The organism is Lentzea sp. CA-135723 (assembly GCF_050936595.1).
Classification (GTDB): domain Bacteria; phylum Actinomycetota; class Actinomycetes; order Mycobacteriales; family Pseudonocardiaceae; genus Lentzea.
The window spans coordinates 1,567,763-1,592,352 of sequence record NZ_JBNJMK010000001.1 but is presented as its reverse complement, the minus strand read 5'-3'; the positions used below and the strand labels follow the sequence as shown (position 1 = coordinate 1,592,352).

Below are 24,590 nucleotides of genomic sequence, written 5' to 3'. Positions count from 1 at the left end.
CGTTTGGCGGAGTCATTCCGGGAATGATTCCACGGGTGAAATCCGGGCATTGACTGGACTTCTGCGATGTCGCAGTATTTCGGCCAGGTGCGGGGGTCGCGCAATTCCTTCTGTCTCGTGGAATGAATTCTGGAGGAACCCGATGAGAAAGCCTGTCGCGGTTTTGCAGGTGTTCGCGGTGGTGGCGGCGATGGCCGTCGCCACCAGCGCGACCGCCTCGGCCGCACCCGGACCGCCGGCGCCGGACACGCCGGTCGCGCACGAGCTGCTGCGGGGCGGCGGCTTCGAGAACGCCACGACGTCGTGGACGCTCTCGGCCGGGGCGAAGCGGGAGGCCGGCGCGCTCGTCGTGTCCTCGGCCACCGGAACCGCCTGGGAGGGCGCGACCTCCGCGTCGTTCGCGCTCGACGTGCGGCGCGTCAGTTCGGTGAAGGTGGCCGGGCGGGTGCGGCTGGAGAACGTCGTGCAGGGCGCCACCGCCGACAACGCGGCCAAGATCAGCATCGCGTTCGTGGACGCCACCGGCAAGCGCACCTGGAAGGGCGTCAACCTCACCGGCACGCAGGACTGGGCCTCACGCGAGAACGTCCACACCGTGCCCGCCGGAACCGTGTCGGCGTTCCTCTCCATCGCTCTGGACCGGGCGAAGGGCACCGTGCGGTTCGACGACCTGACCGTGCGCGCCGAGTCGTGGGTGAACCTGGTCAACAACCCGGGCTTCGAGCTCACCTCACCGTCCACAGAGGCCTGCCCGGCGCCTGCCTGGTGCACGCCGTACCTCAGCGCCACCTACAAGGTCGACACTCAGACCGCCTTCCAGGGCACCAGGTCGTTGCGCATCGACGCCTCGCCGACGCAGAAGATCGGCGGGTTCGTCACCGTCCCGCTGGACCACCGGACGTGGCCGGTCGTGCACGTGTCGGCGAAGGTCAAGCTCGACCGCGTCGAGACCGCCGACTACACCGACTTCCCCGGTGGACTCCGGGTCTCGGTCGGGTTCCTCTACACCGACGCGGCCGGCGCCAGCGTGTACGCCGCGTCCGGGCTGCTCAACGGCGTGCTGACCGGCTCGCGGGACTGGACGACGATCTCCGGCACGTTCCGGGTGCCGCCGCTGATGACGAAGCTCCAGATCATCCCGGCGATCCAGAACGCCACCGGCACCGCGTGGGTCGACGACGTGCGGGTCACGCCCGAGTCGCCGTGGATCGCGCCGGACAGCCAGACCAAGAGCGCGGCCGCCGGCGCGTCCGCGAAGTTCCTGACCACCGTCACGAACCGCCGTGCCGTCGCCGACTCGTTCCAGCTCGCGGTCGACGGACCCGGTTCGGTCGCGCCCGCGACGCCGGTGCTCCAGCCGGGGGAGTCCACCGTGGTCTCCGTGACGGTGCCCGCCGGGGCGTCGACCGTGCTGACGGCGACGCCTCTCGGTGACGTCACGTTGGTGCAGCAGGCGAGTTTCAAGGCTGCCGAGGCGACTTCTCCCGGTGGTGCGCCGCGGGTCTACAGCACGCCGGCGCAGCTGGACGCGGTGAAGCAGCGGATCGCCGGGCAGGACTGGGCGCGCAAGGCGTTCGACTCGGTGGTGAAGGCGGAGGCGGACGCGTGGCTCGCCCGGCCGCTCGACCAGCCGGTGAACCACGGCGGCTGGAGCGGCAACTTCAAGTGCCCCGGCACGAACACATCGCTCGAGTTCAACTACGACTCGCCCAAGCTGCACCGATGCCCGATCGACGGCAAGTCTTACACCGGCGACCTGCTCGACGCCGCGTGGGTCGAGATCTGGCACAACAACGCCGCGCAGGCCGTCGCTGACCTCGGGCTGGCGTTCCGCGTCACCGGCGACCAGCGCTACGCGACCAAGGCGCGGGACGTCCTTGCCTACTACGCCGAACGCTTCCTGTCGGTGCCGATGAACCAGCTCTACGGCCGGGTGCACTACCAGTCGCTGGACGAGGCCGTGGCCGCGATCGGGTTGATCGACGGGTACGACCTGATCCGCGAGGTGCTGCCCGAGTCCGACCGGGTGGACATCTCGCTGAACCTGCTCAAGCCGCTCGCCGAGCTCGTGCAGGCCTATCCGACGGTGACGTCGAACTTCCAGGCCTGGACGGTCGCCGCCGTGCACGGTGCCGGATCGGCGATCGGCGACGAGGGTCTGCGCAAGTGGGCCCTGGACGATCCCGAGATGGGCACGGAGTTCCTGCTGAACAAAGCCCGGCTGGCGGACGGCTGGTGGTGGGAGGGCGCCGCGAGCTACCACGTGTACGCGTTGCAGGCGTTGACTTCTCTCGCGATGTCGGCGCGCAACCTGGGCGAGCGCGACTACACGACCGACGAGCGCTTCCGGTCGATGCACACGACGTTGCTGCCGTACCTGTACCCGGATCTGACGATCCCGGCGGCCGGTGACGGCGGCACGTGGGGCCGCCGGTTCGGGCCGAGCTTCGCGGCGATGGCCGAGTGGGCGTACGCGGAGTACGGCTCGCGTGACTTCGCGACGGGGTTGTCCTACGCCTACGACAACCTCGGCCGGCCTCGGTCGGACCGGTGGGCGTTGCGCTTCGGCGTGGACTCGCTGCCCCGGTTGAGCGGGCCCCGGCAGCCCAGCGCGACGTTCGGCGGGCTCGGTGAGACGGTGCTGCGGTCGTCGGACGCGGTGAACCTCGTGCCCAACCCCGGTTTCTCGGACGCGTCGCTGGCCGATGCCGGCAAGCCCGCGTTCTGGAAGCTCGACGGCGGCAAGGTGGTGGACGGCCGGTTGGCCGGTGCGGCCTCGCAGACGTTCCCGCTCGACGGCACCCGGCTCTCGCACCTGACGTTGCAGGCGATGACGAAGGGCAAGGGCAGCATCGAGGCGGTGTTCCTGAACGACCGCTGGGAGGTCGGCCGGGGCGCGTTGACCGTCGACGGCGCGTGGGGCGCCAGGGAGACCGGGCTGGACGTGCCGCCGCTGGCTCGCGCGGTGAGGTTGTCGGTTCGCGGGGACGTCACGGTCGACGACGTCGACCTGTTCTCCGACGACCTGCTGGGGTCCGGTGGGTTCGAGGACGGCGGCTGGACCCGTGAGGGAGCGGCGGAGCTGTCGCCGGTGCCGTACCGGGGCAAGTCGTCGGCGAAGATCACCGGTGGGCTCAACCGCAGCGCGTGGACCGTTGATGTGCCGGTGACCGGTGGAAACGTGTCGTCGGTGCAGTTGGCCGCACGGACGTTCTCGCCGCTGTTGCCGTTGCGTCCCGGTGGTGGCGCGCGGATCGAGTTGTCGTTCGTCGGACCTGGCGGCGCGACTCAGCCCGTCTCGGCCACGTTCCACGACCTGCTCGGGTGGAAGTCGCGGACGTTGAAGGCCGACGTGCCGAAGGACGCGATCGCCGCGCGGATCTCGCTGGTCGTGGAGAACGCGGCGGGGGTCGCGTTGTTCGACGACGTGCGGCTGGGCTTCTCCGGCGCGGTGGACCCGTTCCAGGCCAACGCTGTGCGCTTGGACCACGGCGTGGCCGGCGGTACTCACGGGCACGCGGACAAGCTGCACCTCGACGTCGTCGGCGGGGGAGGGCTCCAGTCGACCGACCTCGGCCAGATCTACGGCGCCGACAACGCCGACCTGACCAACAACTGGTACCGGGAGTCGGTGTCGCACAACACGGTCGTGGTCGACGGCAAGAGCCAGGACCGCAACATCCGCGGTGCGCTGGAGTTCTTCGGCACCACGCCGCGGCTGAAGGTGGTCGACGCCCGCGCGGACAAGCCGTACGCGGCGATGCCGGACGTGTCGCTGCGCCGGGCCGAGCTGATGACCGACGAGTACACAGTGGACGTTTTCGACGCTCGTGGCTCGTCGGCGCACCGGTTCGACCAGTCGTGGCACGGTCTCGGCGACCTGGCCGTGTCGGGTGTCGCGCTGACCCCGCCTGCTTGCGGGACGTGCGTGCTCGACCCGGCCGACAAGGACTTCGGCTACGACAAGCTGCGGGTCGTCGGTGAGGGCGCCGGTGCGGCCTGGCAGGCGGAGTGGAAGACGCCGCAGTCGGTGCTGTCGATGCGCGCTCTGGAACCGTCGTCCACCCGTGTGGTGCAGGCGACGGGGCCGGGGCTTGCCACCGACGGCAAGCAGATCCCGTTCGTGCTGGCGCGGCGGGAAGGGACGTCGACTCGGTTCACCACGTTGCTGGAGACCCGGTCGGCGGCCGCGCCCAGTGCGATCGTGTCGGCTGAGCAGGTGCGGGACGGGCACGTCCGGGTCGCGCTGGCCGGTGATCGGCGGGACGACGTGCTGTACGACGGCGGGTACGCGTTGGTGCGCCGCGCGGGCTCGACCCCGTTGAGCATCGACGTGCTGGGCCGTCAGTCGGTCGAGGTCGACGGCCGCACGTGGTTCTCGGCGTCGAAGAAGCTGGAGAACGCCTCCGCGGTGTTCGACGGGAGCACGGTGCGGCTCGCCGTCGGGCGCCCGGTGGACCGCGGGCCGGTGACGATCACCGTGCACGCCCCTGGTGTCCGCACCGTCGAGCTGAACAACCAGCCGGTCAGCTCGGTCACCCGGCACGGCGATCTGCTGAAGGTGACGTTCACGGTCGGATAGGCGAAAGGCCGGGGTTTCTAGGAGCCCCGGCCTTTCGTTTCCTACTAATGACTTGTCTGCACGCGCACGTCGTCGTACCAGATGTACGAGTTGCGCGTCGGTGCGAATTCAGCTCGATCCACCGCCCGCGCGGGTAGGCGTACCCGCTGCCGTTCGGGCTGAGCTGGAAGGAATCGCCGAACTTCCCCGTCTTGCCCATGTGGTAGGGGAGACAGGATCGCCTTGCTATCGCGGCCCCACGCGAACCGGACCGTGAAGCCGTTGTAGCCGTCGCAGCCCTGCCCGCCGGAGCAGCGCTTGCCGCCGGCGAGGCCGATCTTGCCGCCGAACTCCGTTCCGCCCCAGCTGAAGTCGGGGAGAAGCGGACGTGCTGGCGCAGCCAGTACTCCCGCGCCCTGGGCACGGCGAGGTCCGCCGACGCGCCCGACAGCTCGGGACTGATCTTGCCGGCCGTTTGCAAAGGAATTACCGCTTCAGCAGGTCGCGGATGGTGCGTGCCATCTCCTGTGGCGCTTCCTCGGCCATGAAGTGTCCATAGGGGACGGTCTGGTGGTCGAGGTCGGCCGCCCAGGCGCTCCACAACTGCTTCGCGTCGAAGCCGAGGGCCGCGCCCCAGTCCTGTTGCAGCACGGTGACCGGCATCTCGATCCGGTTCCCCGCCGCCCTGTCCGCGGTGTCGTGCTCGACGTCGATCGTGGCCGACGCCCGGTAGTCCGCGACGATCGACGTGACGGCCTCGCGGCTCGCCCTGAGGTACTCGTCCTTGATGTCCTTGGGGAACGGCGTGGCGCCCCACGCGTCGAGGAAGTGGCCGAAGAACGCGTCGGGACTGGCGCCGATGAGCTGTTCCGGCAGGCCGGGCGGCTGGGCCATGAGGAAGAGGTGGAAGCCGACCGCGGCGGACGTGCCGCGCATGACGTCCCACATGTCCAGCGTCGGCAGCACGTCGAGCGAGGCGAGGTGGGTGATGGTCTTCGGGTGGTCGAGCGCGGCGCGGAACGCGACCAGCGCGCCTCGGTCGTGGCCCACCAGCGCGAACCTGTCGTGCCCCAGAGCCTTGGCGACGTCGACGACGTCCTGCGCCATCGTCCGCTTCGCGTAGGTGAGCCCGGTGTCCTGCGGCTTGTCGCTGTCGCCGTAGCCGCGCAGGTCGGGCATGATCACGGTGTGGTCGGCGGCCAGGCCGGCGGCGACGTGCCGCCACATGAGGTGGGTCTGCGGGAAGCCGTGCAACAGCACGACGGGCGTCCCGCCGCCGGTCGTGGCCACGTTCAGCCCGATGCCGCCGGAGACCTGAACGCGCTGGTAGTCGAATGCGGTGTGGTTCACCTGGCCACTGTGCGCCGGCCCGATCAGCAACGAGTCAGCGAATGGTGAGCTTCGGCGTGCTGGGCCCGCTGACCGCCGGCTCCGCCAGGCTGGGCGGCCCGAAACAACGCGCCGTGCTGGCCCGCCTCCTGGTGGCCCGCCGCCGCGTGGTCCCGGTCGACGTTCTGGTGGCCGACCTCTGGGACGACCCGCCTTCGGGAGCCCTCGGCACGGTGCAGACCTTCGTCGCCGCTTTGCGGAAAGCCCTGGAACCCGACCGTCCCCCGAGGACTCCCTCGACGCTGCTGGTGACGTCCGGCGCCGGGTACGCCCTGCTGGCCACGGACGTCGACGCCTGGCGGTTCGAGTCGCTGCTCGACGGCGAGCTGTCCGCTTTGGACAGTGCGCTGGCGTTGTGGCGCGGCCCGGCCTACGCCGAGTTCGACTTCCCCTGGGCCCGCGCCGAGATCACCCGCCTCTCCGAACTGCGCCTCGTGGCCGTCGAACGCCGCGCCGCCGCCCTGCTGGACCTGGGCCGTTCCGCCGAAGTCGTCGCCGACCTGCGCGCCCACCTCGCCGACCACCCGTGGCGTGAGAAGGCCTGGAGCCAGCTTGGTCTGGCCCTGTACCGGGAGGGACGCCAGGGCGACGCGCTGGAGGCCGTGCGCGCGGCACGTGCGGCGCTGGCCGAGAACCTGGGCGTGGACCCCGGCCCGGAGCTGCGTTCCGTCGAGGCCGACATCCTCGCCCACTCACCCCGGCTGGCGTTGCCGTCGCCGCTGGTGGGACGGTCAGCGGAACTGGCCGCGCTGTTCTCCGCCGTGCCTTCCGCAGGACTCGGCCTTGCCCTGGTGACGGGCGAGGCCGGCGTGGGCAAGACCGCCCTGGCCGAGGCGTTCGCCACCCGCCTCGGCTGGACCACCGTCTGGGCCCGCTGCCCGGAGGACGCCCCGACGGCCTGGCCCTGGCAGCAGGTCGTGGAGTCACTGGGCTCCCACCTGGACACCGCCGACCGCTTCCACCTGCGCCGCTCCGTCGTGTCCGCGGTGGAAGCTGCCTCTCCCGCACTGGTGGTGCTCGACGACCTGCACCAGGCCGACGACGAAACCCTGGCGGTACTGGCGGCCTTCACCACCGCCAGACTCTCCGGCCGAGTGCTGATCGTCGCCACCTCCCGCACCCCCGTGCCCCTGGAAGCCCTGGCCCGCGCCGAACCGGTCCGCGTCCCGCTGCACGGCCTGGACGAGACCGCGGTGGCGGCACTGATCAGGCCCATCACCGCCGCGGCCGACCCGAGTGCGATCCACGCGCGCAGCGACGGCAACCCGTTCTACGCCAAGGAACTGGCCCGCCTGTACGCCGCCGAAGGCGCCCTCGGCGTACCCGCAGGCGTGCGCGAGGTGATCCGCCACCGCCTGGCCGCCCTGCCCGCCGACACGGTCGAGGTCCTGCGCCAGGCATCGGTGCTGGGCCGGGGCATCGACGTGGACCTCCTCTCCGCCGTCGCCGGTTCGGACGTGCTGGACGCACTGGACCTCGCCCTGGAAGCCGGTTTCGTGGTGGAGGAGGCCCCAGGCCGGGCCCGCTTCACCCACGCGCTGGTGCGGGACACGGTGTACGCGGACCTGTCGCTGACCCGCCGAGCCCGCTGGCACGAGCACGCGGCGGCAACCCTGGAGTCATTCCGCCCCGACGAGGTCTCACTACTCGCACACCACTACCTGGCAGCGGGTTCGAGGGGCGAGGCGGCAGTGCGTGCACTGGCGGGGGCGGCGGAGGCGACGCACTCGCCCCGCGACGCGGTGAGGCTGTGGAGGGCGGCGATCGCGGCGGCGGGGGAGGAGCGGGTCGGCCTGCTGACCGGCCTGGGCAGGGCGCTCGCGGTGAGCGGCGACCTGGAGGCGGCACGAAAGCAGAGGTCAACCGCACTACGCCTGGCCACCGCCACAACGCTGGCCACACCCCGCCTCGCCACCGCCGCATCCGCCATGCCTGCCTCGCGGCCAGCCGATGCGCCTGCTTCGCCGCGCGGCACCGCTACCAGCACGTCCGCGCCGTCGGCCGGTGCGCCCACCGCCGGGCCCACATCGCCTATCGGCGACCCGAGTGTGGTGGCCGAGGTCATCGGGTCGTTCGACGTCCCCGGCATCTGGACCACCAACGACGACCCCGCCCACTCCGCCGAACTCGTCGCCGCCGCCCGCCGCACCCTGCCCGCGTTCCCCGCCCCGACCGCCACTCGAGCCCGCCTCCTCGCCACCATCGCCATGGAGGACCGCGGCACCGGGGCTCGTCTGCCGGAAGCCGTCGAGGCCGAGGCCATCGCCCGCGACCTGGACGACCCAGCCCTGCTGGCGTTCGCCCTCAACGGTCGCTTCATGCACACCTTCCACCGCACCGGCCTGGCCCCGGAACGCGCGGCCATCGGGCGTGAACTGGTCGCGGTCTCGGCTGCGCACCACCTGGTGACCCACGAGGTCCTGGGGCACCTGATCCTCGTCCAGGCCAACGCCGCCCTCGCCGACTTCCAGGCTGCCGACGAACACGCGCGCCACGCTGACGGCCTGGCCGAACGGCACGACCTGCCGCTGGTCGGTGTGTTCACCGAGTGGTACGCGGCGTTGAAGCTGGCGGCCGCCGGCGACAAGGCGAAGGCGGACAGGGCCTACCGAGCGGCGGCCGAGCGCACTGGCGGGACCGGGATGTGGGGCATGGAACGCGGGCTGCTGCCGTTGGCCCTGTTGAGCCTGCACGGTCCGTCCACTGTGGACCTTGACGACGACTGGGGGCCGCACCGCGAGTGGGTGGCGCCGCTGGTGTTGCCGCCGGACGAGGCGGTGGTGGCGGCGCGGGCGTTGCCGGACGGGCCGAAGGACCTGCTGGCCGAGGTGCGCGGGTGTTTGTTGCACCTGGCGGCGGTTCGGTTGGGTGATGACGGGCTTCGTCGGCGGGCGCGTCCGGTGTTGTTGCCCGCCAAGGGTGAACTGGTGGCGGGGACTGGGCTGTTCACGTTCGGGGCGGTCGCGGACTACCTACGCCGCTAGGGCCGGGCCCAGGAGGAGGCCGCCGTCCAGGACGAACTCGGAGCCTGTGGCGAAGGCGCCGTCGGCGGAGGCCAGGTGCAGGACCAGGGCGGTGACCTCTTCCGGGGTGCCCAGGCGCGGGACGGCGAACGGGGCGGGGGAGTAGAGGTCGCCGATCGCCGGCTGGTCGGCGATCGGTTCGGTGATCAAGGGGGTGGCGACGACGCCGGGGTGGACGGAGTTCACGCGGATGTTGTCGCGGCCCAGTTCCAGGGCGGCGGTGCGGGTCAGGCCGCGCAGGGCCCACTTGCTGGCGACGTAAGGCGCGTAATAGGCCTGGCCGACGTTGCCCATGGTCGAGGCGATGTTGATGATCGAACCGCCGCCGGCCGCCCGCAACGACGGGGCGGTGTGCTTGATGCCCAGGAACTGGCCGGTCAGGTTCACCGCCAGGGTCTGCTGCCAGACCGAGAGAGGTGTGTCCTCGATCAGGGCGGCCGGGTGTTGCGCGCCCGCGTTGTTGACCAGTACGGACAACGGGCCGAAGTGGGCTGAGACCGCGTCCAGGGCTGCGATCCAGTCCTGTTCGGACGTCACGTCCAGGCGCACGGCGAACGCCGACGGGCCCAGGTCGGCGGCGAACGCGCGGCCTGCCTCGTGGTTGCGGGCGGCGATCACGACCTGGGCGCCCTCGGCCACGAAGCCGCGGACGTGGCTCGCACCCATTCCGCTGGTCGCGCCGGTGACGAGCACGGTCTGGCCGGCGAAGCGTGCCATGGTGTCCTCCGAGTGGTGAGTTGAGTGACTCACCTCGGAACGCTAGCCAGAAGACCGATGGCGAGTCAAGTGACTCACCTCATGGCAGAATGGCCGGGTGCCGACCTACCACGAGCGCATGGCTGAGCAGAAGCGCGCGGCGATCGTCGACGCCGCCACGACGTTGTTCCTGGAGTCCGGGTACGACAAGACGTCGCTCGCGCGCATCGCCGACGCGGCCGGGGTGTCGAAGGCGACGCTGTTCAAGCAGTTCCCGACGAAGGCCGAGCTGTTCGACGCCATCGTCACGGACTACTGGCGCACGGAGGAGGGCGCGCTCACGCCGCAGCCCGGTGATCCGCGCAGAGGACTGACCGCGCTCGGGCGGCGGTACGTGGCGTTGCTGACGCGGCCGGGCATGGTCGCGTTGTTCCGCATCGTCATCGCCGAGGCGCCGCGGTTTCCCGAGCTCGGGCAGACGCAGTTCAAGCTCGGCAAGCAGCCGTTCTTCGACGCCGTGCGCGACTACCTGGAGCTGGAGCACGACGAGGGCACGCTGGACGTCGCGGACCCGGTGCTCGCGGCCACGCAGTTCCTCGGCATGATCTCGAACTTCGCGTTCTGGCCGAGGATGCTGCTGATGAACTGGTCGCCCACCGAGAAGGCCATGGCCCACGCGGTGGACGAGGCGGTCCACACGCTGCTCGCCCGCCACGAGGTCAGAGAGGCAGCCGGCGCAAGGCGGGCTTGAGCACCTTGCCCGAACCCGTGCGCGGCAACGAGTCCACCACGTCCACGTGCACAGGGATCTTGTACCGGGCCAGCCGAGGCAACAGGAACGACCGCAGCCCCGCGACGTCGAACGCGACCCCGTCGTGCGGCCGGACGAACGCGCGGCCCACCTCGCCCCAGCGGGCGTCCGGCACCCCGACGACCGCCACCTCGGCCACGTCTGGGTGCGCGGAGATCGCGTTCTCCACCTCCGCCGGGTAGACGTTCTCGCCGCCCGAGATGAACATGTCCTTCAGCCGGTCGAGGACGAACAGGTGGCCGTCGACGAGGCGCCCCAGGTCGCCGGTGCGGAACCAGCCGTCCGGGGTGAACGCCGACCCCGTCGCCACCGGGTCGTTCCAGTAGCCCGGCGTGACGTTCGGTCCCTGCACCTCGATCTCACCGGTGGCGGCGAGCCGGATGTCGCCGAAGAACACGCACGGACCGGCCGATCCCGCGTGCGCCACGCTGTCCCAGGCCTCGAGGAACGTGGCACCGGGCGCGGTCTCGGTGAGCCCGTAACCCTGGCAGAACACCAGGTCCCGGTCCTGGAACGACCGGATCAGCGAGTCCGGCACGGCCGCCCCGCCGCACAGCAGCACGCGCAACGACGACAGGTCGGCGTCAGGCCACGACGGCGACGACGCCAGGTCGGCGTACATCGTGGCCACCCCGAACATCCACGTCACGCCGTTGTCCTCGATCAGGGACAGGCACTCGGCGACGTCCCAGCGCGAGGTGATCACGCTGTGCCCGCCCTTGATGAAGGAGGGCAACAACGTCTGGGTGAGCGCGGCGACGTGGAACAACGGCGCGGTGACCAGCACGACGTCGTCCGAGCGCAGGTCGACGCCGATCATCAGGTTGAACGTGTTCCACAGCAGGTTGGCGTGCGTGAGCATCGCGCCCTTGGGCCTGCCGGTCGTGCCGGACGTGTAGAGGATCAACGCCACGTCGTCCACGGACACCGGCTCGTCCAACGGCTCATCTGAGCCCGAAGCCAGAAACTCCTCGTACGCCGACAAAGACACGGCGCGAGGGTGAGAGACGACGTGCGAAGCGGAGTGCACCACCACGGACGCACCGCAGTCGGCCAGCTGGTAGTCGATCTCCGCCGGGCTGAGCCGGAAGTTCAGCGGCACGAAGATCGCGCCCAGCTGGTGCGCGGCGAACATCGTCTCCACGAACGACGGGTGGTTCGGCCCGAGGTACGCCACCCGGTCGCCGTGCCGCACGCCCAGCGACCGCAGCTGCCGCGCCAGCCTGGTGACCCGCAGCGCCAGCGAACCGTACGAGACCGAAACCCCTTCGTACGTCAGGGCTTCACGCTTCGGCGCCATGCGCGCGCGGCGGTGTGGCCAGCTGCCCAGTCCCGCGTTCCGCATCCCCGTCTCCCGTCAGGCTGGTCCTGCTGGTCTCCCGCAACGCCACCGTGCACACGACCGTGAGCACGCAGAAAGCCGCCAGGATGAACGGGATCGCGCCCGTGCCCGCCGACCGCTGCACCTGCGCGAACAGCAACGGCGCGAGCCCCGCGCCCAGTCCGGCGAGCTGGTAGCCGAGCGACGCGCCGGTGTACCGGCTGCCCGTGCTGAACAACTCGCTGTACAGCGCGGCTAGCGGCCCGTACATCATCGGGTGGATCACGGCCTGGCCGAGCACCAGCGCGACCACCACGTACCCGTTGTCCACCAACGGGAACAGCGCGAACCCGAACGCCGCCATCAGCACCGCGCCCGCCAGCACGACGGGCCGCCGCCCGAACCGGTCCGACGCCGCCGACCAGCTGATGATCCCGATCACCGCGAGCGCCGAGGACAACGTCAGCGCGTTGAGGATCATCTGCCGGCTCTCACCCGCCTGCACGCCGTAGGCCAGCACGAACGTCGTCAGCGTCGACTGCGCGACGAACGCCGCGAGCCCCACGCCGATGCCCAGGGCGAGGGTGCGCGGGTGGTTGCGCAGCACGTCGAGCAACGGCATCGAGCCGCGCCGGCGCGAGGCCTGGAACACCGGCGTCTCCTCGACCTTGAGCCGCACGAACAGGCCGATCCCCAGCAGCACCAGGCTCAGCAGGAACGGCACCCGCCAGCCCCACTCCAGGAACGCCTGCTCACCGACCAGCGCGGCGGTGCCGGTCAGCGCCAGCGTCGACAGCACCATGCCGCACGGCGCGCCCGCGTTGGTGAAGCTCGCCCACAGCCCGCGCCGCGACGTGGCGTGCTCGGCGGACATCAGCACCGCGCCGCCCCACTCGCCGCCGACGGAGACGCCCTGCACGACCCGCAGCAGGATCAGCCCGGCAGGAGCGAGCCAGCCGGCCTGCGCGTAGGTCGGCAGCAGGCCGATCAGGAAGCTCGCCACGCCCATCAGGCTCATGGTCAGCACGAGCATCCTCTTGCGCCCCAGCAGGTCGCCGTAGTGTCCGAAGAGGACACCGCCGAGCGGCCGGGCGAGGTAGCCGGTGGCGAACGTGCCGAAGCTCGCGATCGTGCCGACCAGCGGGTCCAGCGACGAGAAGAACACCTTGTTGAACACGATCGCGGAGGCGGTGGCGTAGAGCAGGAAGTCGTAGTACTCGATCACGCTGCCGAGGAAGCTCGACGCGACGGCACGGCGTAACTGCGTTGTTGGCGCCATGACTTCACACCCTCATGTGTAGTGGCGGTAGACGGCACGGGCGACGCAAGCGGGCTTCGGTGAGCCCTCGATCTCGACGGTGAAGTCGACGGTGAGCTGCACGCCGTCGCCCGGCACGTCCTCGACGGTGTCGACCTTCCCGGTCAGCCGGATCTTGGCGCCGACCGGCACGGGCGCGGGGAACCGCACCTTGTCCAGGCCGTAGTTGAGGCTCATCCGCACGCCGGAGACGTCGAGGAGCTCGGTCATCAACGGGATGAGCAGCGCCAGTGTCAGGTAGCCGTGGGCGATCGTGCCGCCGAACGGCCCGGCGGCGGCGCGTTCCGGGTCGACGTGGATCCACTGGTGGTCGTCGGTGGCGGCGGCGAACGTGTCGACGCGCGACTGGTCGATCTGGAGCCAGTCGGTGTGGCCGAGGCTCTTGCCCGCCAGGCCTTTCAGCTCTGCGGTTCCCTGCACGGAGATGGTCACGCGTCCTCCTTCACGAGTCCGAGCAAGCGGGCGGCGTTGAGCTTGAGGATCTTGGGACGGACGTCGTCGGAGATGTCGAGCTTCGCGAAGTCCGCGAGCCAGCGGTCCGGGGTGATCACCGGGTGGTCCGAGCCGAACAGCACCTTGTCCTGCAGCAACGTGTTCGCGTACCGGACGAGCTGCGGCGGGAAGTACTTCGGCGACCAGCCGGACAGATCGATGTGCACGAACGGTTTGTGTGTCGCGACGGCCAGCGCCTCGTCCTGCCACGGGAACGACGGGTGTGCCAGCACGATCCGCAGGTGCGGGAAGTCCACGGCGACGTCGTCCACCAGCATCGGGTTGGAGTGCTTGAGCCGGATGCCGCCGCCACCGGGCACGCCGGCGCCGATCCCGGTCTGTCCACTGTGGAACAGGGCGGGCACGCCGAGCTCCTCGATCACCTCGTACAGCGGGTACGCCATCCGGTCGTCCGGCGAGAAGTCCTGCAGGCTGGGGTGGAACTTGAACCCGCGCACGCCGTGCTCCTCGACCAGCCTGCGCGCCTCCCGGACGGCGGCGCGGCCCTTCCACGGGTCGACGCTCGCGAACGGGATCAGCACGTCGGCGTGCTCGGCGCAGGACGCGGCGACCTCCTCGTTGGAGATCCGCGGGTGGCCGGTGGCGTGCTCCGCGTCGACCGTGAAGATCACCGCGGCCATGTTCCGCGAGCGGTAGATCTCCGCCGTCTCGGCGATCGTCGGCTGCCGGTGGGCCGTCCTGAAGTACTTGGCCGAGGCCTCGACCAACTGCGGGCTGAGAGAGCTGTGGCCGTCGCGCGAGATCTCGGCGTGCGTGTGGACGTCGATGGCGACGAGGTCGTCAACGTTCATGGCGCGACCGGTGCCGGAATGCCATAGCTCTCGGGCTCGAACTCCGCGAAGCTCGCCGCGATCCCGTCGGCGGTCCAGCCCCCGTCGGCGAACTGGACCTGCTTCTCGGCGGGGTGCGACCAGAGCGCGAGCCGGTCGCCGCCGATGCCGATCGCCTGTCCGGTCACGCCCTTCGAGGCATCCGACGCCAGGTAGACCACCAGCGAGGTGACGTCCTCGACGGTGCCGAGACCCTCGTCGCGGCGCACCCACGCGGGCAGTGGTTCGCCGGTCCGTTCTGACTCCTCGATCAACGGCGCGAACGCCGGAATCGTCCTCGTCATCTCGGTCGCGGCGACGGGCACGATCGCGTTCACGGCGATGTCGGAGCGGGCGAGCTCCAACGCCCAGGTCCGTGCCATGGCGGCGATTCCGGCCTTGGCGGCCGCGTAGTTGGTCTGGCCGAAGTTGCCGCGCTGACCGGCGGGGGAGGAGACCAGCACGAGACTGCCGCCGGTGCCCTGTTCGCGCATCCGCACCGCCGCGGCACGAGCACAGGTGAACGTGCCGCGCAGGTGCACGTCGATCACCGCGTCGAAGTCGTCGTCGCTCATCTTCCACAGCACCCGGTCGCGCAGGATGCCGGCGTTGGTGACCAGCACGTCGAGCCGTCCGAACTCCTCCACGGCGGCCGCGACGAGCTGGTCGGCGGTCGAGGCGGGCCCGACCGGGGCGACCACCGCGACACCGCCGACGCTCTCCGCGACCTCCCGCACGGACTCGTCCACGTCGTTGACGACGACGCTCGCCCCGTTGCGCGCCAAGGCTTCCGCGTACGCCCGGCCCAGCCCGCGGCCGGCGCCCGTGACGATCGCGACCTTTCCCGACAGGTCCATCAGGCGAGTCCTCTCCTCGGCGTCGCGACCCAAAGTAGGGCACATTGGTGACGCTCGTCTAGATGCTGCCCAACATGTATCGTGAGCTGCGTGACGCCCCAGTCCTTGATGCTCAACTTCCTGGGCCTGTACGTGTTCGGCCGCGACATCGCGGTCTACTCGGGCAGCGTGATCGACGTCTTCGGGCGCGTGGACGTCTCGGAGGAGGCCGTCCGCTCGACGCTGACCCGCATGACCTCACGAGGCCTGCTCGCCAAGCGCCGCAACGGCCGCAAGGTCTACTTCGGACTGACCCCGCGCGCGACCGACGTCCTGCGCGACGGCGAGCGGCGCATCTGGCAGCGCGGCGCGGTGAACAGGGACTGGGACGGCACCTGGACGCTGGTCGGCTTCTCGCTCCCGGAGGGCCGCCGCGGCGAACGGCACGACCTGCGCTCCCAGTTGCAGTGGGCAGGCTTCGGCCCGGTGCAGAACGGCCTGTGGATCGCGCCGGGCACTCGCGACGTCACCGCGCTGGTCGAGCCGCTGGCCGAGAACGTCACCGTCTTCACCGCCCAGCACGCGAAGCCGACCGAGGCCGCCGACCTGGCGCGCCGGGCGTTCGACACGGCCGCGATCGGCGCCCGCTACCAGGCCTTCCTGACCCGCTGGCGCAACCCGCTGGACGCGCCGGACGACCTGGCCCGCCAGCTCCTCCTGCACGGCGACTGGCTCGACCTCGTCCGCCAGGACCCGCACCTGCCGGCCGAGCTGCTGGACCGCGACTGGCCCGCGATCGAGGCCGAGCAGCTGTTCCAGTCCCTCGCCACCCGCTACGCCGAGACCGCCACCCCGATCGCCGAGGAGATCATCGAGTCGATCCCTGCTAGCTAGATCACAACGCCATCTAGGGGATAGCGCTAACGAAAAGTTAGTGCAAAGCTCTCGTGCACCAGCCCAGAGGAAGGTGCCCGAGATGCTCAACCGTCGCTCGCTCATCACCCGAGGCAGCACCGCCGCGTTCGGCGCGATGGCCCTGGCCGCCGTCACCGGCGGCGCAGCCGAAGCCGCCGCCCCGGCGGGCTACTCGCCGTGGACGCCCATGCCGGACCCCGCCACCACGCGCGTGCCGAACCCGCCGTTCGCCAAGGACCTGACCAGGGAGGAACGCGACAACCTCAGGACGTTCGACGAGCTCGACTTCGACGTCTTCAGCCACGAGAAGTGGGCCAGGCTGGGCGAGAGCCACGCCCGCAACATCCGCGTGCACTGGCCCGACGGCCACTACACCGACGGCATCGACAAGCACGTCGAGGACCTGAAGGCGCTGTTCGTGTGGGCGCCCGACACCCGCATCGAGTCGCACTACCTGCGCGTCGCGAACGGCGGCCTGACGGCGGTCGCGGGCGTCATGCAGGGCACGTTCACACGGCCCATGCCGGACGGGAAGGGCGGGTTCATCGCGCCGACCGGCAAGAAGTACGCGATCAACATGGCCACCATCGGGCTGTGGAACCGGCGCGGCACGATGGACGAGGAGTTCCTGTTCTGGGACAACCAGACCTTCTACTCCCAGATCGGACTCGGCTGAGGTCCACCGGAACCGGGCGGCTGCCTCGGCAACGGGTTCTGGCAACCCGCCCTCGTAATCGGAACGCCTGGGTTCTGGTGACGCCGGTGCCGGTTGTCTAAGGTGGCCGCCATGGTGCGACCACGGCGGGTGACGGCGCCCGTCGTCGGGCTTTCGGTGCTGCTCGTGTTGTCCGTCGTCGCCTGGATCGGCGGTGACGCCGTCATCGACCGGCTCAACGCGACCCGCTGCACGGATCCGGCGACGGTCCTGGTCACCGCCGCGCCCGCGGTGGCGCCCGCCCTCAGCGAGATCGCGGACCAGGTGGGCACGAGCGAGGAGTGCTACCGCGTCGAGGTGAAGGCGGAGCCCGCGCGCGAGACCATGACCAGGCTGGTCGACGGCACGGGATCGCCCTCGGTGTGGGTGCCCGAGTCGACGATGTGGTTGCGGCAGGCGCGGGACTCCGGCGCGTGGCGCGTGCCCGAGTCGGGCACCTCGGTGGCGCTGTCACCGGTCGTGCTCGCCGTCAGGGATCCGGCGAAGGGCAAGAACTGGCGCGAACTGATCGGGCCCGGCGCGAAGGCCGTCGGCGGTATCGCCGATCCGGCCAGGGATCCGGCCAGCCTGTCGGCGTTGCTGGCGATGCGCGGGTTCGCGTCGGGGGAGAAGGACCCGGCGGCGGCGACGGTCGCCTCGATCAGGCCCGTGTCCGCCGACTACGCCGAACGCGCGGACGACCTGTTCGCGCGGCCGCTCGACGTGTTCCCGACGTCCGAACAGGCCCTCGAACGGCACAACTCCACACCCGGCGCGGCCCGGCTCACGGCGGTCGCGCCGGAGAACCCCGTGCCACCGCTGGACTTCCCGTACGTCGTGCTGCCCGACGCGGGGGAGGCGCAACGGGTCGGCGCGGAGAAGTTCCTGTCGCGCCTGCGGTCCGCGCCGGACCTCGGCAGGTTCGGCCTGCGCGGGCCCGACGACAAGGCCGCTGGGCTGGACCAGGGTTTCGTGGACGAGACGCTGCGCCTGTGGAGCGGGCTCACGCTGACCGCGCGGGTGCTGGGCGTGCTGGACGTGTCCGGCTCGATGAACCAGGTCGTGCCCAGGACGGGGACGACGCGGATGGCGCTGGCCGTCGCGGCGGCCGAGCGCGGCCTCGGCATGTTCAAGCCCGGCACGCAGATCGGCCTGTGGAAGTTCTCCACGAGGCTGGACGGCGACAAGGACTACAAGGAGATCATCCCGTTCGCGTCGGTCAAGGACCACCTCGCGAGCGGCCAGGCCGTGGCCGCCGTCCGGGCGACGCGCGCGACCGCGAACGGCGCCACCGGCCTCTACGACACCACCCTGGCCGCCTACCGGGAGGCCAGGAAGAACTGGGAGCTCGGGCGCATCAACATCGTCGCGATCATGACCGACGGCCGCAACGAGGACCCCGACTCGATCAGCCAGCGCGAGCTGCTGGACGAGCTGGCCAAGCTGCAGGACAAGCGCAGGCCGTTGCCCGTCATCGCGATCGGCATGGGTCCCGACGTCGACGTGGACGAGCTGGCGCGGATCGCGGACGCCACCGGAGGCCGGTCCTTCACGACCGTCGACCCCGCCGGCATCAGCGACATCTTCGCGCAGGCGCTCAGCACGATGCTCTGCCAGCCGCCCGCCTGCCGTCCTCAGTAGACGGATCAGTACGGGTCGTACGCCCCGTCGTGGCCGAAGAGCCGCGCGACCGGCCGCAGCCGCAGGCGGAGCAGCACCTTGATCCCCACGTTGCGCAGGAACCAGGGCATCTCGGCCAGCACGCGCCTGCGGTCGGCCCAGCGCGGCTGCGCCAGACGGAAGCGTGCGAGTGAGCCCGCCCGGTCCACGTACACGTACCGCTTGCCGCACAACACCTTCGCCAGGATGCCGCTGGTGACCCCGATGGACGAGAACGCGTCGTGCACCAGGATCTCGCCGCCCGGCACGAGGTTCTCCGACCACAGCATGTCGTCGGTGTAGGTCCAGTAGTCGTGCTTGCCGTCGATGTACAGCAGGTCGATGCGCTCGTCCCAGCGCCGGCGCAACTCCGTGCTGTAGGACGCTTCGAGCCGCACGACGTCCGTCAGACCCGCACGGGCGACGTTCTTCTCGAACCGGACGCGGGTCGGCGTGCCGCCGAACAGCTTGCCCTCGACGAACGGGTCCACGGCGACCACCGTCGCGCCGACCGACCTGGCCGCGATGCCGAGCACGGTGGTGGATCGGCCCTGGTGGCTGCCGATCTCGACGATCCGCGCACCGGGGCCGAGGCGGGACGCGGCTCTCCACAACGCGGTCGCCTGGTCGGCCGTCAACCAGCCGGGAACCTGGTCGCCCAGCTCCCACGCTTGCTCGAACGTGGTCGAAGAAGTCATCGCCACCTGCCTGGACGTGCCCCCAGAACGGTCGTGGTGGCCCAAGATAGCGATAGTCGCCCGCGAGCACTACCCGGTGGTAACTTCCTGCGCCATCAAGAGCCTGAAGATCGCACACCGGAACCCGACGACGTGGGTGCTCCTCGCACTCGCGGTGCTGTCGTTCGCCCAGCGCTTCGGCACGGCCACGTTCGACACCAAGCTCGACCTGGTCGTCAACCCCGTCGGCTTCCTCGGCAGGGCGTTGCACCTGTGGAACCCCGCGGCGACGGCGGGCGAGCTGCAGAACCAGGCGTACGGTTACTTCTTCCCGATGGGACCGTTCTTCGCGGCCGGCCAGATCCTCGGCGTACCCGCGTGGATCACCCAACGGCTCTGGTGCGCGCTCCTGCTCTGCCTCGCCTTCTACGGGACGCTGCGACTCGCCCGTGCGCTCGGCATCGGCCAGGAGCCCACGAGGTACGCGGGCGCAATCGCCTACGCCCTCGCTCCGCGCGTGCTGACCGAGATCGGGCCGCTGTCGGCGGAGATGCTGCCCGCCGTCATGCTGCCGTGGGTGCTGCTGCCGCTGGTGCTGGCGGACAGGATCGGCTCGCCCCGCCGGGCGGCCGCCCTGTCCGCGCTCGCGGTGCTGGGCATGGGCGGCGTCAACGGCGCGATGGTCGTGATGGCCCTGGTCCTGCCCGGGATCTGGCTGCTGACGCGCACGTGGAACCGCGCGCACGTGAAGCTCGTGCTGTGGTGGGCGGGCTCGGTCATCGCGGTGGCGCTGTGGTGGATCGTCCCGCTGCTGCTGCTCGGCCGGTACAGCCTGCCGTTCCTGGACTACATCGAGTCCGCGGCGAACACCACCGCGCCGATGTCGTTGTTCCAGGTGCTGCGCGGCACGAACCAGTGGGTCGCGTACGTGCTGCAGGGCGAACCGTGGTGGCCCAACGGGTTCATCCTCGTCGACAACCCGGTGCTGATGGCCGGCACGGCGGCGGTGGCGCTCGTCGGGGTCGTCGGCCTGGCCCGGCTCGGGCTGCCGGAGCGCCGCTTCCTGGTGCTGGGCACGCTCGCCGGGCTGACGCTGCTGACCGTCGGTTACGTCGGCTCGCTCGACTCGCCGCTCGCGGAGGTCGTCCGCGGCCTCCTGGACGGGCCGCTCGCGCCCCTGCGCAACGTGCACAAGTTCGAACCCGTGCTGCGGTTGTGCCTGGTCCTCGGGTTCGTGCACGGCCTGCACCTGTCCCGGCCGACCGGGGTGCGGGCCGCCCCCGAGCACTGGCGGCGGCGCGTGCGCACCGGTGTGGCGCTGCTGCTGATCGCGGTCGTCGCGGCACCCGCGTGGCTGCTGACCCTGCGACCGGGACTCGGCTGGGCGGACGTGCCGGGCCACTGGCGCGAGGCGGCGGGGTGGCTCGCCGAGAAGGACGCCCGCGCCAGGACGTTGCTGCTGCCCGCCACCGGTTTCGGCCAGTACACCTGGGGCAGGACCGTGGACGAGCCGATGCAGTCGCTCGCGGAGGCGCCGTGGGCGGTGCGCAACCAGGTGCCGCTCGGTTCGGAGGGCAACACCCGGTTCATGGACGCCGTGTACGACGCGCTCGCGGACGGCCGCGGCTCGGCGGGTCTCGCCGACTTCCTCGCCCGCGGGGGATACCGGTTCCTGCTGCTGCGCAACGACATCGCCCGCGAGCAGACCGGCTCGCCACCGCTCACCGTGCTGCGCCAGGCACTCCAGGGCTCACCGGGCATCGAGCGCGTCGCGGAGTTCGGCCCCGAGGTGCGGATGAGCGACCAGCGGCTCGTCAGTTCGGTCGACGCGGCCGCGGCCGGCAGGTCGCTGGAGATCTTCGAGGTGAAGCGGCCTGTCCCGGCCGTGACGGCGGTCGACGCCGCGGACGTGCCGACGGTGAGCGGCGGGCCGGAGTCGTTGCTGCCGCTGCTGTCCCAGGGGCTGCTCCAGGCCGACCAGCCCGCGATCCTCGCCGGTGACTCGACGGAGAAGCCCGCCGAAGTGCTCGTCACCGACGGCCTGCGGCGCAAGGAGCGCAACGTCGGCAGGGTGACCGACAACCTCAGCCAGACGATGTCCGCGGACGAGGCGTCCCGGCAGGGGCGCGTGGCGCTGGACGTGTCACCGTTCCAGGACGTGCGGCACCAGACCGTGGCGGAGTACCGCGGCATCCGCGCCGTCCGCGCGTCCACGTCGACCGCGTACGCCGACGCGGCGGGGGCGATCGACCCCGCCAACTCGCCGTTCGCCGCGGTGGACGGCGACGGTGGCTCCGCCTGGCACTCGTCGAGCTTCACCGGCCCTGCCGGGCAGTGGCTCGAGATCGACCTGGACACCCCGCGCTCGGTCGGCGAGGTGACGCTCGACCTCGTCGACGACCTGCGGGTCGGGTGGGCGGTCACCCGGATCAGGATCACCACCGACACGGGGGCGACCGACCACGACGTCCCGGCGGGCGGCGGACCGCACGCCTACCCCGTCAGCGCCGGGCTGACCGGCAGCGTGCGCGTCACGGTCCTCGGTGTCGCGGCGGACCGGCAGGACGGCAACGTCGGCGTCAAGGAGCTGAGCGTGCCGGGCATGACGGCGCAACGGGCGCTGCGCGTGCCCCGCGACCAGGAGGCGGGCACGCCCGGTTTCTCGTTCACCAGGGGCAGCCAGTCGCGGCCTGCCTGCTACCGGACCGACGGCGCGGTGCGCTGCGACTCGTCGCTGTCCCGGCTCGGCGAGGAGGTCAACGGCCTCACCCGCCTGTTCCGCACCTCGGCCGCCGGGAAGTTCGTCGTGAACGCCACCGTCGTGCCGGCCGCCGGTGCGCGGAACCCGGTGACCGCGGACGGCGTCGCGGTCACCGGCACGTCGTCGCTCGCCGGTGACGTCGCGGCGAGCCCGCTGTCCGCTGTGGACGGTGACCTGGGCACGGCGTGGGTGCCGGACGTGACGGACCTGCGTCCGACGCTCACCCTGGCCTGGAAGGGAAAGCGGACCGTCTCCGAGTTCCGCGTCGAAGGCCGCTCGGGCTCCAGGACTCCCGTGGAGCTGGAGGTGCGCACCGACGCGGGCACCGAGGTCGTGCGCGTCGGCGCGGAGGGGCTCGTCGCGATCAGGCCGGCGGACACCGAGAAGCTCGAACTGGTCGTGCGCGAGTCGGGCGGCAGCGGGCCCGCCGAGATCGGTGAGCTCCGGGTGCCCGCGCTGGACGGCGTGCTGAAACCGGTGCCCGCCGAGACGCCGTTCACCGTTCCGTGCGGCAGGGGACCGGTGATCGACGTCGACGGCGCCAAAATCAACAGCTCGGTCACCGGAGTGCTCGGCGACGTCGTGAACCACCGCCCGCTCAAGGCCGTGCTGTGCGACGACGACCTGGCCACGGCGCTGGAGCTGCCGGCGGGCGACCACGTGCTGACGACCTCGCGGTCCGACTCGTTCGTGGTGCAGGACGTGTCCGTGACCCACGTCCTCCTCGCGAAACCCGGTGCGACGCACCGGGAGGTGACCATCGGGAGGTGGGACGCGACCGACCGGCGGGTCACCGTCGCCTCGGGTGCCCGCGCGCTGCTGGTGGTGCCCGAGAACGTCAACGACGGCTGGACGGCGACGCTGAACGGCCAGGTGCTGGAGAAGGTCAGGGTCGACGGCTGGCAGCAGGCGTACGTCCTGCCCGAGGGGGACGGCGGCGTGGTGGCGCTGGAGTTCGGCCCCGACGCGAGGTACCGGACGGGCCTGCTGGCCGGCGCGCTCGGCGTGCTGGCGGTCCTCGTGCTCGCCGCGATCCCGGTGCGGCGGCGGGTGGCGTTGGTGGCGCCGTCGGCGAGCCGCTGGCTGATGGTCGCGATGCTCGTGCTGCTGGCCGTGCTCGGTGGGATGCTGCCGATCGTGGCCGTCATCGCGTGCCTGCTGGCGCGGGAGTTCTGGGCGGCGGCGCCGAAGGTGATCGCCGTCGGCGGGATGGCTCTGGGGTCGGTGGTGGCGGTGCTCGGGCGGATCCTCGGGCACGGGCAGGAGTGGGCCTACGTGCCGGTCGCGCAGGCCGCGTTGCTGGTGGCGGTGTCGGCGGTGGTGGCGGCCGCGTTCCGGCCGTTCGGGCGGCGCGACGATCCCGGAGCGGCGGACCCGGTCACCGAGTGATCAGGCCCGCCGGGTCCCGCGCGCCTCGATGACCGCTCCCGCGACCACGAGACCTCCGGTCGCGAGCAGCGCGCCCGTCACCACCTGTCCGACGGACCCGTTGAGCCACACCGTGATCAGCGCGATCTCGACGGCGACCGCGATCCACACGGCCACGGTCGACCGCCGGTCGCCACTCGCGATCCGGGAGAACAGCAGCAGCTGCACCAGCGCCAGGCACGACCCCACGAGGGCGAACTGCCACAACGGGATCGCGTCGCCGCGGTAGTTCGCGCCGCCGATCAGCGACACGCCCAGCGGTCCGAACAGGGCGCAGCCCGCGACCACGAACGCGTCGAGGCCCGCGCACACCGCCAACGCCCTGGGCAGCATGCGGCGGCGGTCGTCCGCGTCGGCCATGCGCGGCAGCACCAGCACCCCGACCGCCTGCGGCAGCCAGTACGCGATCTTCGTGACGACCGCCCCGACGGCGTAGCCGCCCGCGAGGTCCGCGAGCTGGTGCCGGGCCAGCACGAGGTCGAGGTTGACCAGCAGCACCAGTGCCAGCATGGCCTGGGAGGCGTGCAGCACGTCGGGGCCGCCCGCGGGCCTGGCCGGGCGGGGCGAGCCGCAGAGCCGCCATCCGGTGAGCACGACCAGGAACGAGCCGATCGCCGTGCCCGCGAGGACCGAGGTCGAGGTGGGGGAGAGCCACAGGCCGATCACTCCGCCGCCGACCTTGCCGAGCCCTTCCAGTGACACCAGCAACGCCAGCGCGCCGAACCGGTGCGTGCCCTGCAGGAGACCGTGCAGCACGCCGAGCACCGTGAGCGGGGCCAGGGAGAGCGCGAGCCACACGACCGGCCACGGTCCGTCGAGGTGCAGCAGGCGGGTGAGCAGCGGCACGAGCGCGAGCGTCAGCACCGTCATGCCCGCGCTCACGCCGAGGCCCAGCCCGAACAGCGGGCGCGGGCCGAGGCTCGTCACCCGCAGGGCGGCGACGGTCTGCAGGCTCATCGCGGACACCACGCCGATGACCACGAGCGCGAGCAGCGCGCTGAGCTCACCGAACACCGCGGGCGCCAGGGCCCGCGCGGCCGCGATGGTGAGGACGTAGCTGGCGGCGTTGGCTCCCAGCAGCGCGCCGGTGATCAGCAGGGCGTCCAGCCGGGTGGTCGTCGGCGCCGGAGCGGACACGCGAGATCCTTCCGGTGGACGGCAGGGCTACCGGTGAGTACT

16 protein-coding genes are annotated in these 24,590 nt (G+C 71.3%); 7 read left to right on the top strand and 9 right to left on the bottom strand.

Annotated elements, in window-relative coordinates; genetic code table 11:
* Nucleotides 1-142 precede the first annotated feature (142 nt).
* The gene (locus tag ACQEU1_RS06760; RefSeq protein ID WP_433197357.1) at nt 143-4,582 is read left to right on the top strand and encodes an alginate lyase family protein; all 4,440 of its coding nucleotides are present in this window, start codon (nt 143-145) and stop codon (nt 4,580-4,582) included.
* Nucleotides 4,583-5,047: 465 nt separating this feature from the next.
* Here the strand turns inward: ACQEU1_RS06760 and ACQEU1_RS06755 are convergent, their stop codons facing one another.
* Nucleotides 5,048-5,911: an alpha/beta fold hydrolase gene (locus tag ACQEU1_RS06755; RefSeq protein ID WP_433197355.1), complete on the bottom strand. Its 864-nt coding sequence runs from the start codon at nt 5,909-5,911 to the stop codon at nt 5,048-5,050.
* Nucleotides 5,912-5,952: 41 nt separating this feature from the next.
* On the opposite strand from ACQEU1_RS06755, the gene ACQEU1_RS06750 reads away from it, so the two are divergent.
* Nucleotides 5,953-8,934, top strand: coding sequence for a BTAD domain-containing putative transcriptional regulator (locus ACQEU1_RS06750; protein WP_433197353.1), 2,982 nt, complete (start codon nt 5,953-5,955; stop codon nt 8,932-8,934).
* On the opposite strand, the gene ACQEU1_RS06745 is transcribed toward ACQEU1_RS06750, so the two are convergent.
* Nucleotides 8,923-9,690 carry an SDR family NAD(P)-dependent oxidoreductase gene (locus ACQEU1_RS06745; protein ID WP_433197351.1) on the bottom strand — a complete coding sequence of 256 codons (768 nt, stop codon included), beginning with the start codon at nt 9,688-9,690 and terminating at the stop codon, nt 8,923-8,925. The genes ACQEU1_RS06750 and ACQEU1_RS06745 overlap by 12 nt on opposite strands.
* A gap of 118 nt (nt 9,691-9,808) precedes the next feature.
* Between ACQEU1_RS06745 and ACQEU1_RS06740 the strand changes: the two genes are divergently transcribed.
* The gene (locus tag ACQEU1_RS06740) at nt 9,809-10,420 is read left to right on the top strand and encodes a TetR/AcrR family transcriptional regulator (protein ID WP_433197349.1); all 612 of its coding nucleotides are present in this window, start codon (nt 9,809-9,811) and stop codon (nt 10,418-10,420) included.
* Here the strand turns inward: ACQEU1_RS06740 and ACQEU1_RS06735 are convergent.
* The 5 genes from ACQEU1_RS06735 to ACQEU1_RS06715 are packed head-to-tail and all read right to left on the bottom strand — an operon-like array spanning nt 10,389 to nt 15,298.
* Entirely contained in the window at nt 10,389-11,825 is a 1,437-nt protein-coding gene (locus tag ACQEU1_RS06735; RefSeq protein ID WP_433197347.1) for an acyl-CoA synthetase, read from the bottom strand. The genes ACQEU1_RS06740 and ACQEU1_RS06735 overlap by 32 nt on opposite strands.
* On the bottom strand, nt 11,764-13,080 hold the full coding sequence (locus ACQEU1_RS06730) for an MFS transporter (RefSeq protein WP_433197345.1): 1,317 nt from the start codon (nt 13,078-13,080) through the stop codon (nt 11,764-11,766). The genes ACQEU1_RS06735 and ACQEU1_RS06730 overlap by 62 nt, the downstream gene beginning before the upstream one ends.
* Before the next feature lie 12 nt (nt 13,081-13,092).
* Nucleotides 13,093-13,551 carry a MaoC family dehydratase gene (locus ACQEU1_RS06725; protein WP_433197343.1) on the bottom strand — a complete coding sequence of 153 codons (459 nt, stop codon included), beginning with the start codon at nt 13,549-13,551 and terminating at the stop codon, nt 13,093-13,095.
* Nucleotides 13,548-14,423: an amidohydrolase family protein gene (locus ACQEU1_RS06720; protein WP_433197341.1), complete on the bottom strand. Its 876-nt coding sequence runs from the start codon at nt 14,421-14,423 to the stop codon at nt 13,548-13,550. The genes ACQEU1_RS06725 and ACQEU1_RS06720 overlap by 4 nt, the downstream gene beginning before the upstream one ends.
* Complete coding sequence (locus ACQEU1_RS06715; protein WP_433197339.1) at nt 14,420-15,298, bottom strand: SDR family NAD(P)-dependent oxidoreductase; 879 nt, start codon at nt 15,296-15,298, stop codon at nt 14,420-14,422. Before ACQEU1_RS06715 ends, ACQEU1_RS06720 begins: the two co-directional genes overlap by 4 nt.
* A gap of 90 nt (nt 15,299-15,388) precedes the next feature.
* Here ACQEU1_RS06715 and ACQEU1_RS06710 point away from each other — a divergent pair, with 90 nt between their 5' ends.
* From ACQEU1_RS06710 to ACQEU1_RS06700, 3 genes are all read left to right on the top strand, one after another.
* Entirely contained in the window at nt 15,389-16,171 is a 783-nt protein-coding gene (locus ACQEU1_RS06710) for a PaaX family transcriptional regulator (protein ID WP_433197337.1), read from the top strand.
* Between the two features lie 82 nt (nt 16,172-16,253).
* Entirely contained in the window at nt 16,254-16,868 is a 615-nt protein-coding gene (locus tag ACQEU1_RS06705; RefSeq protein WP_433197335.1) for an ester cyclase, read from the top strand.
* A gap of 111 nt (nt 16,869-16,979) precedes the next feature.
* Nucleotides 16,980-18,527, top strand: a complete 1,548-nt coding sequence (locus tag ACQEU1_RS06700) for a substrate-binding and VWA domain-containing protein (protein ID WP_433197333.1) — start codon at nt 16,980-16,982, stop codon at nt 18,525-18,527.
* Between the two features lie 5 nt (nt 18,528-18,532).
* Here ACQEU1_RS06700 and ACQEU1_RS06695 read toward each other — a convergent pair whose 3' ends face one another.
* Nucleotides 18,533-19,243, bottom strand: a complete 711-nt coding sequence (locus ACQEU1_RS06695) for a class I SAM-dependent methyltransferase (RefSeq protein ID WP_433197331.1) — start codon at nt 19,241-19,243, stop codon at nt 18,533-18,535.
* Between ACQEU1_RS06695 and ACQEU1_RS06690 the strand changes: the two genes are divergently transcribed.
* Nucleotides 19,227-23,372 carry an alpha-(1->3)-arabinofuranosyltransferase gene (locus ACQEU1_RS06690; protein WP_433197329.1) on the top strand — a complete coding sequence of 1,382 codons (4,146 nt, stop codon included), beginning with the start codon at nt 19,227-19,229 and terminating at the stop codon, nt 23,370-23,372. The two genes, ACQEU1_RS06695 and ACQEU1_RS06690, sit on opposite strands and share 17 nt — an antisense overlap.
* Here the strand turns inward: ACQEU1_RS06690 and ACQEU1_RS06685 are convergent, their stop codons facing one another.
* Complete coding sequence (locus ACQEU1_RS06685; protein ID WP_433197327.1) at nt 23,373-24,548, bottom strand: polysaccharide biosynthesis protein; 1,176 nt, start codon at nt 24,546-24,548, stop codon at nt 23,373-23,375. It lies immediately after the preceding gene.
* Nucleotides 24,549-24,590: the final 42 nt, after the last annotated feature.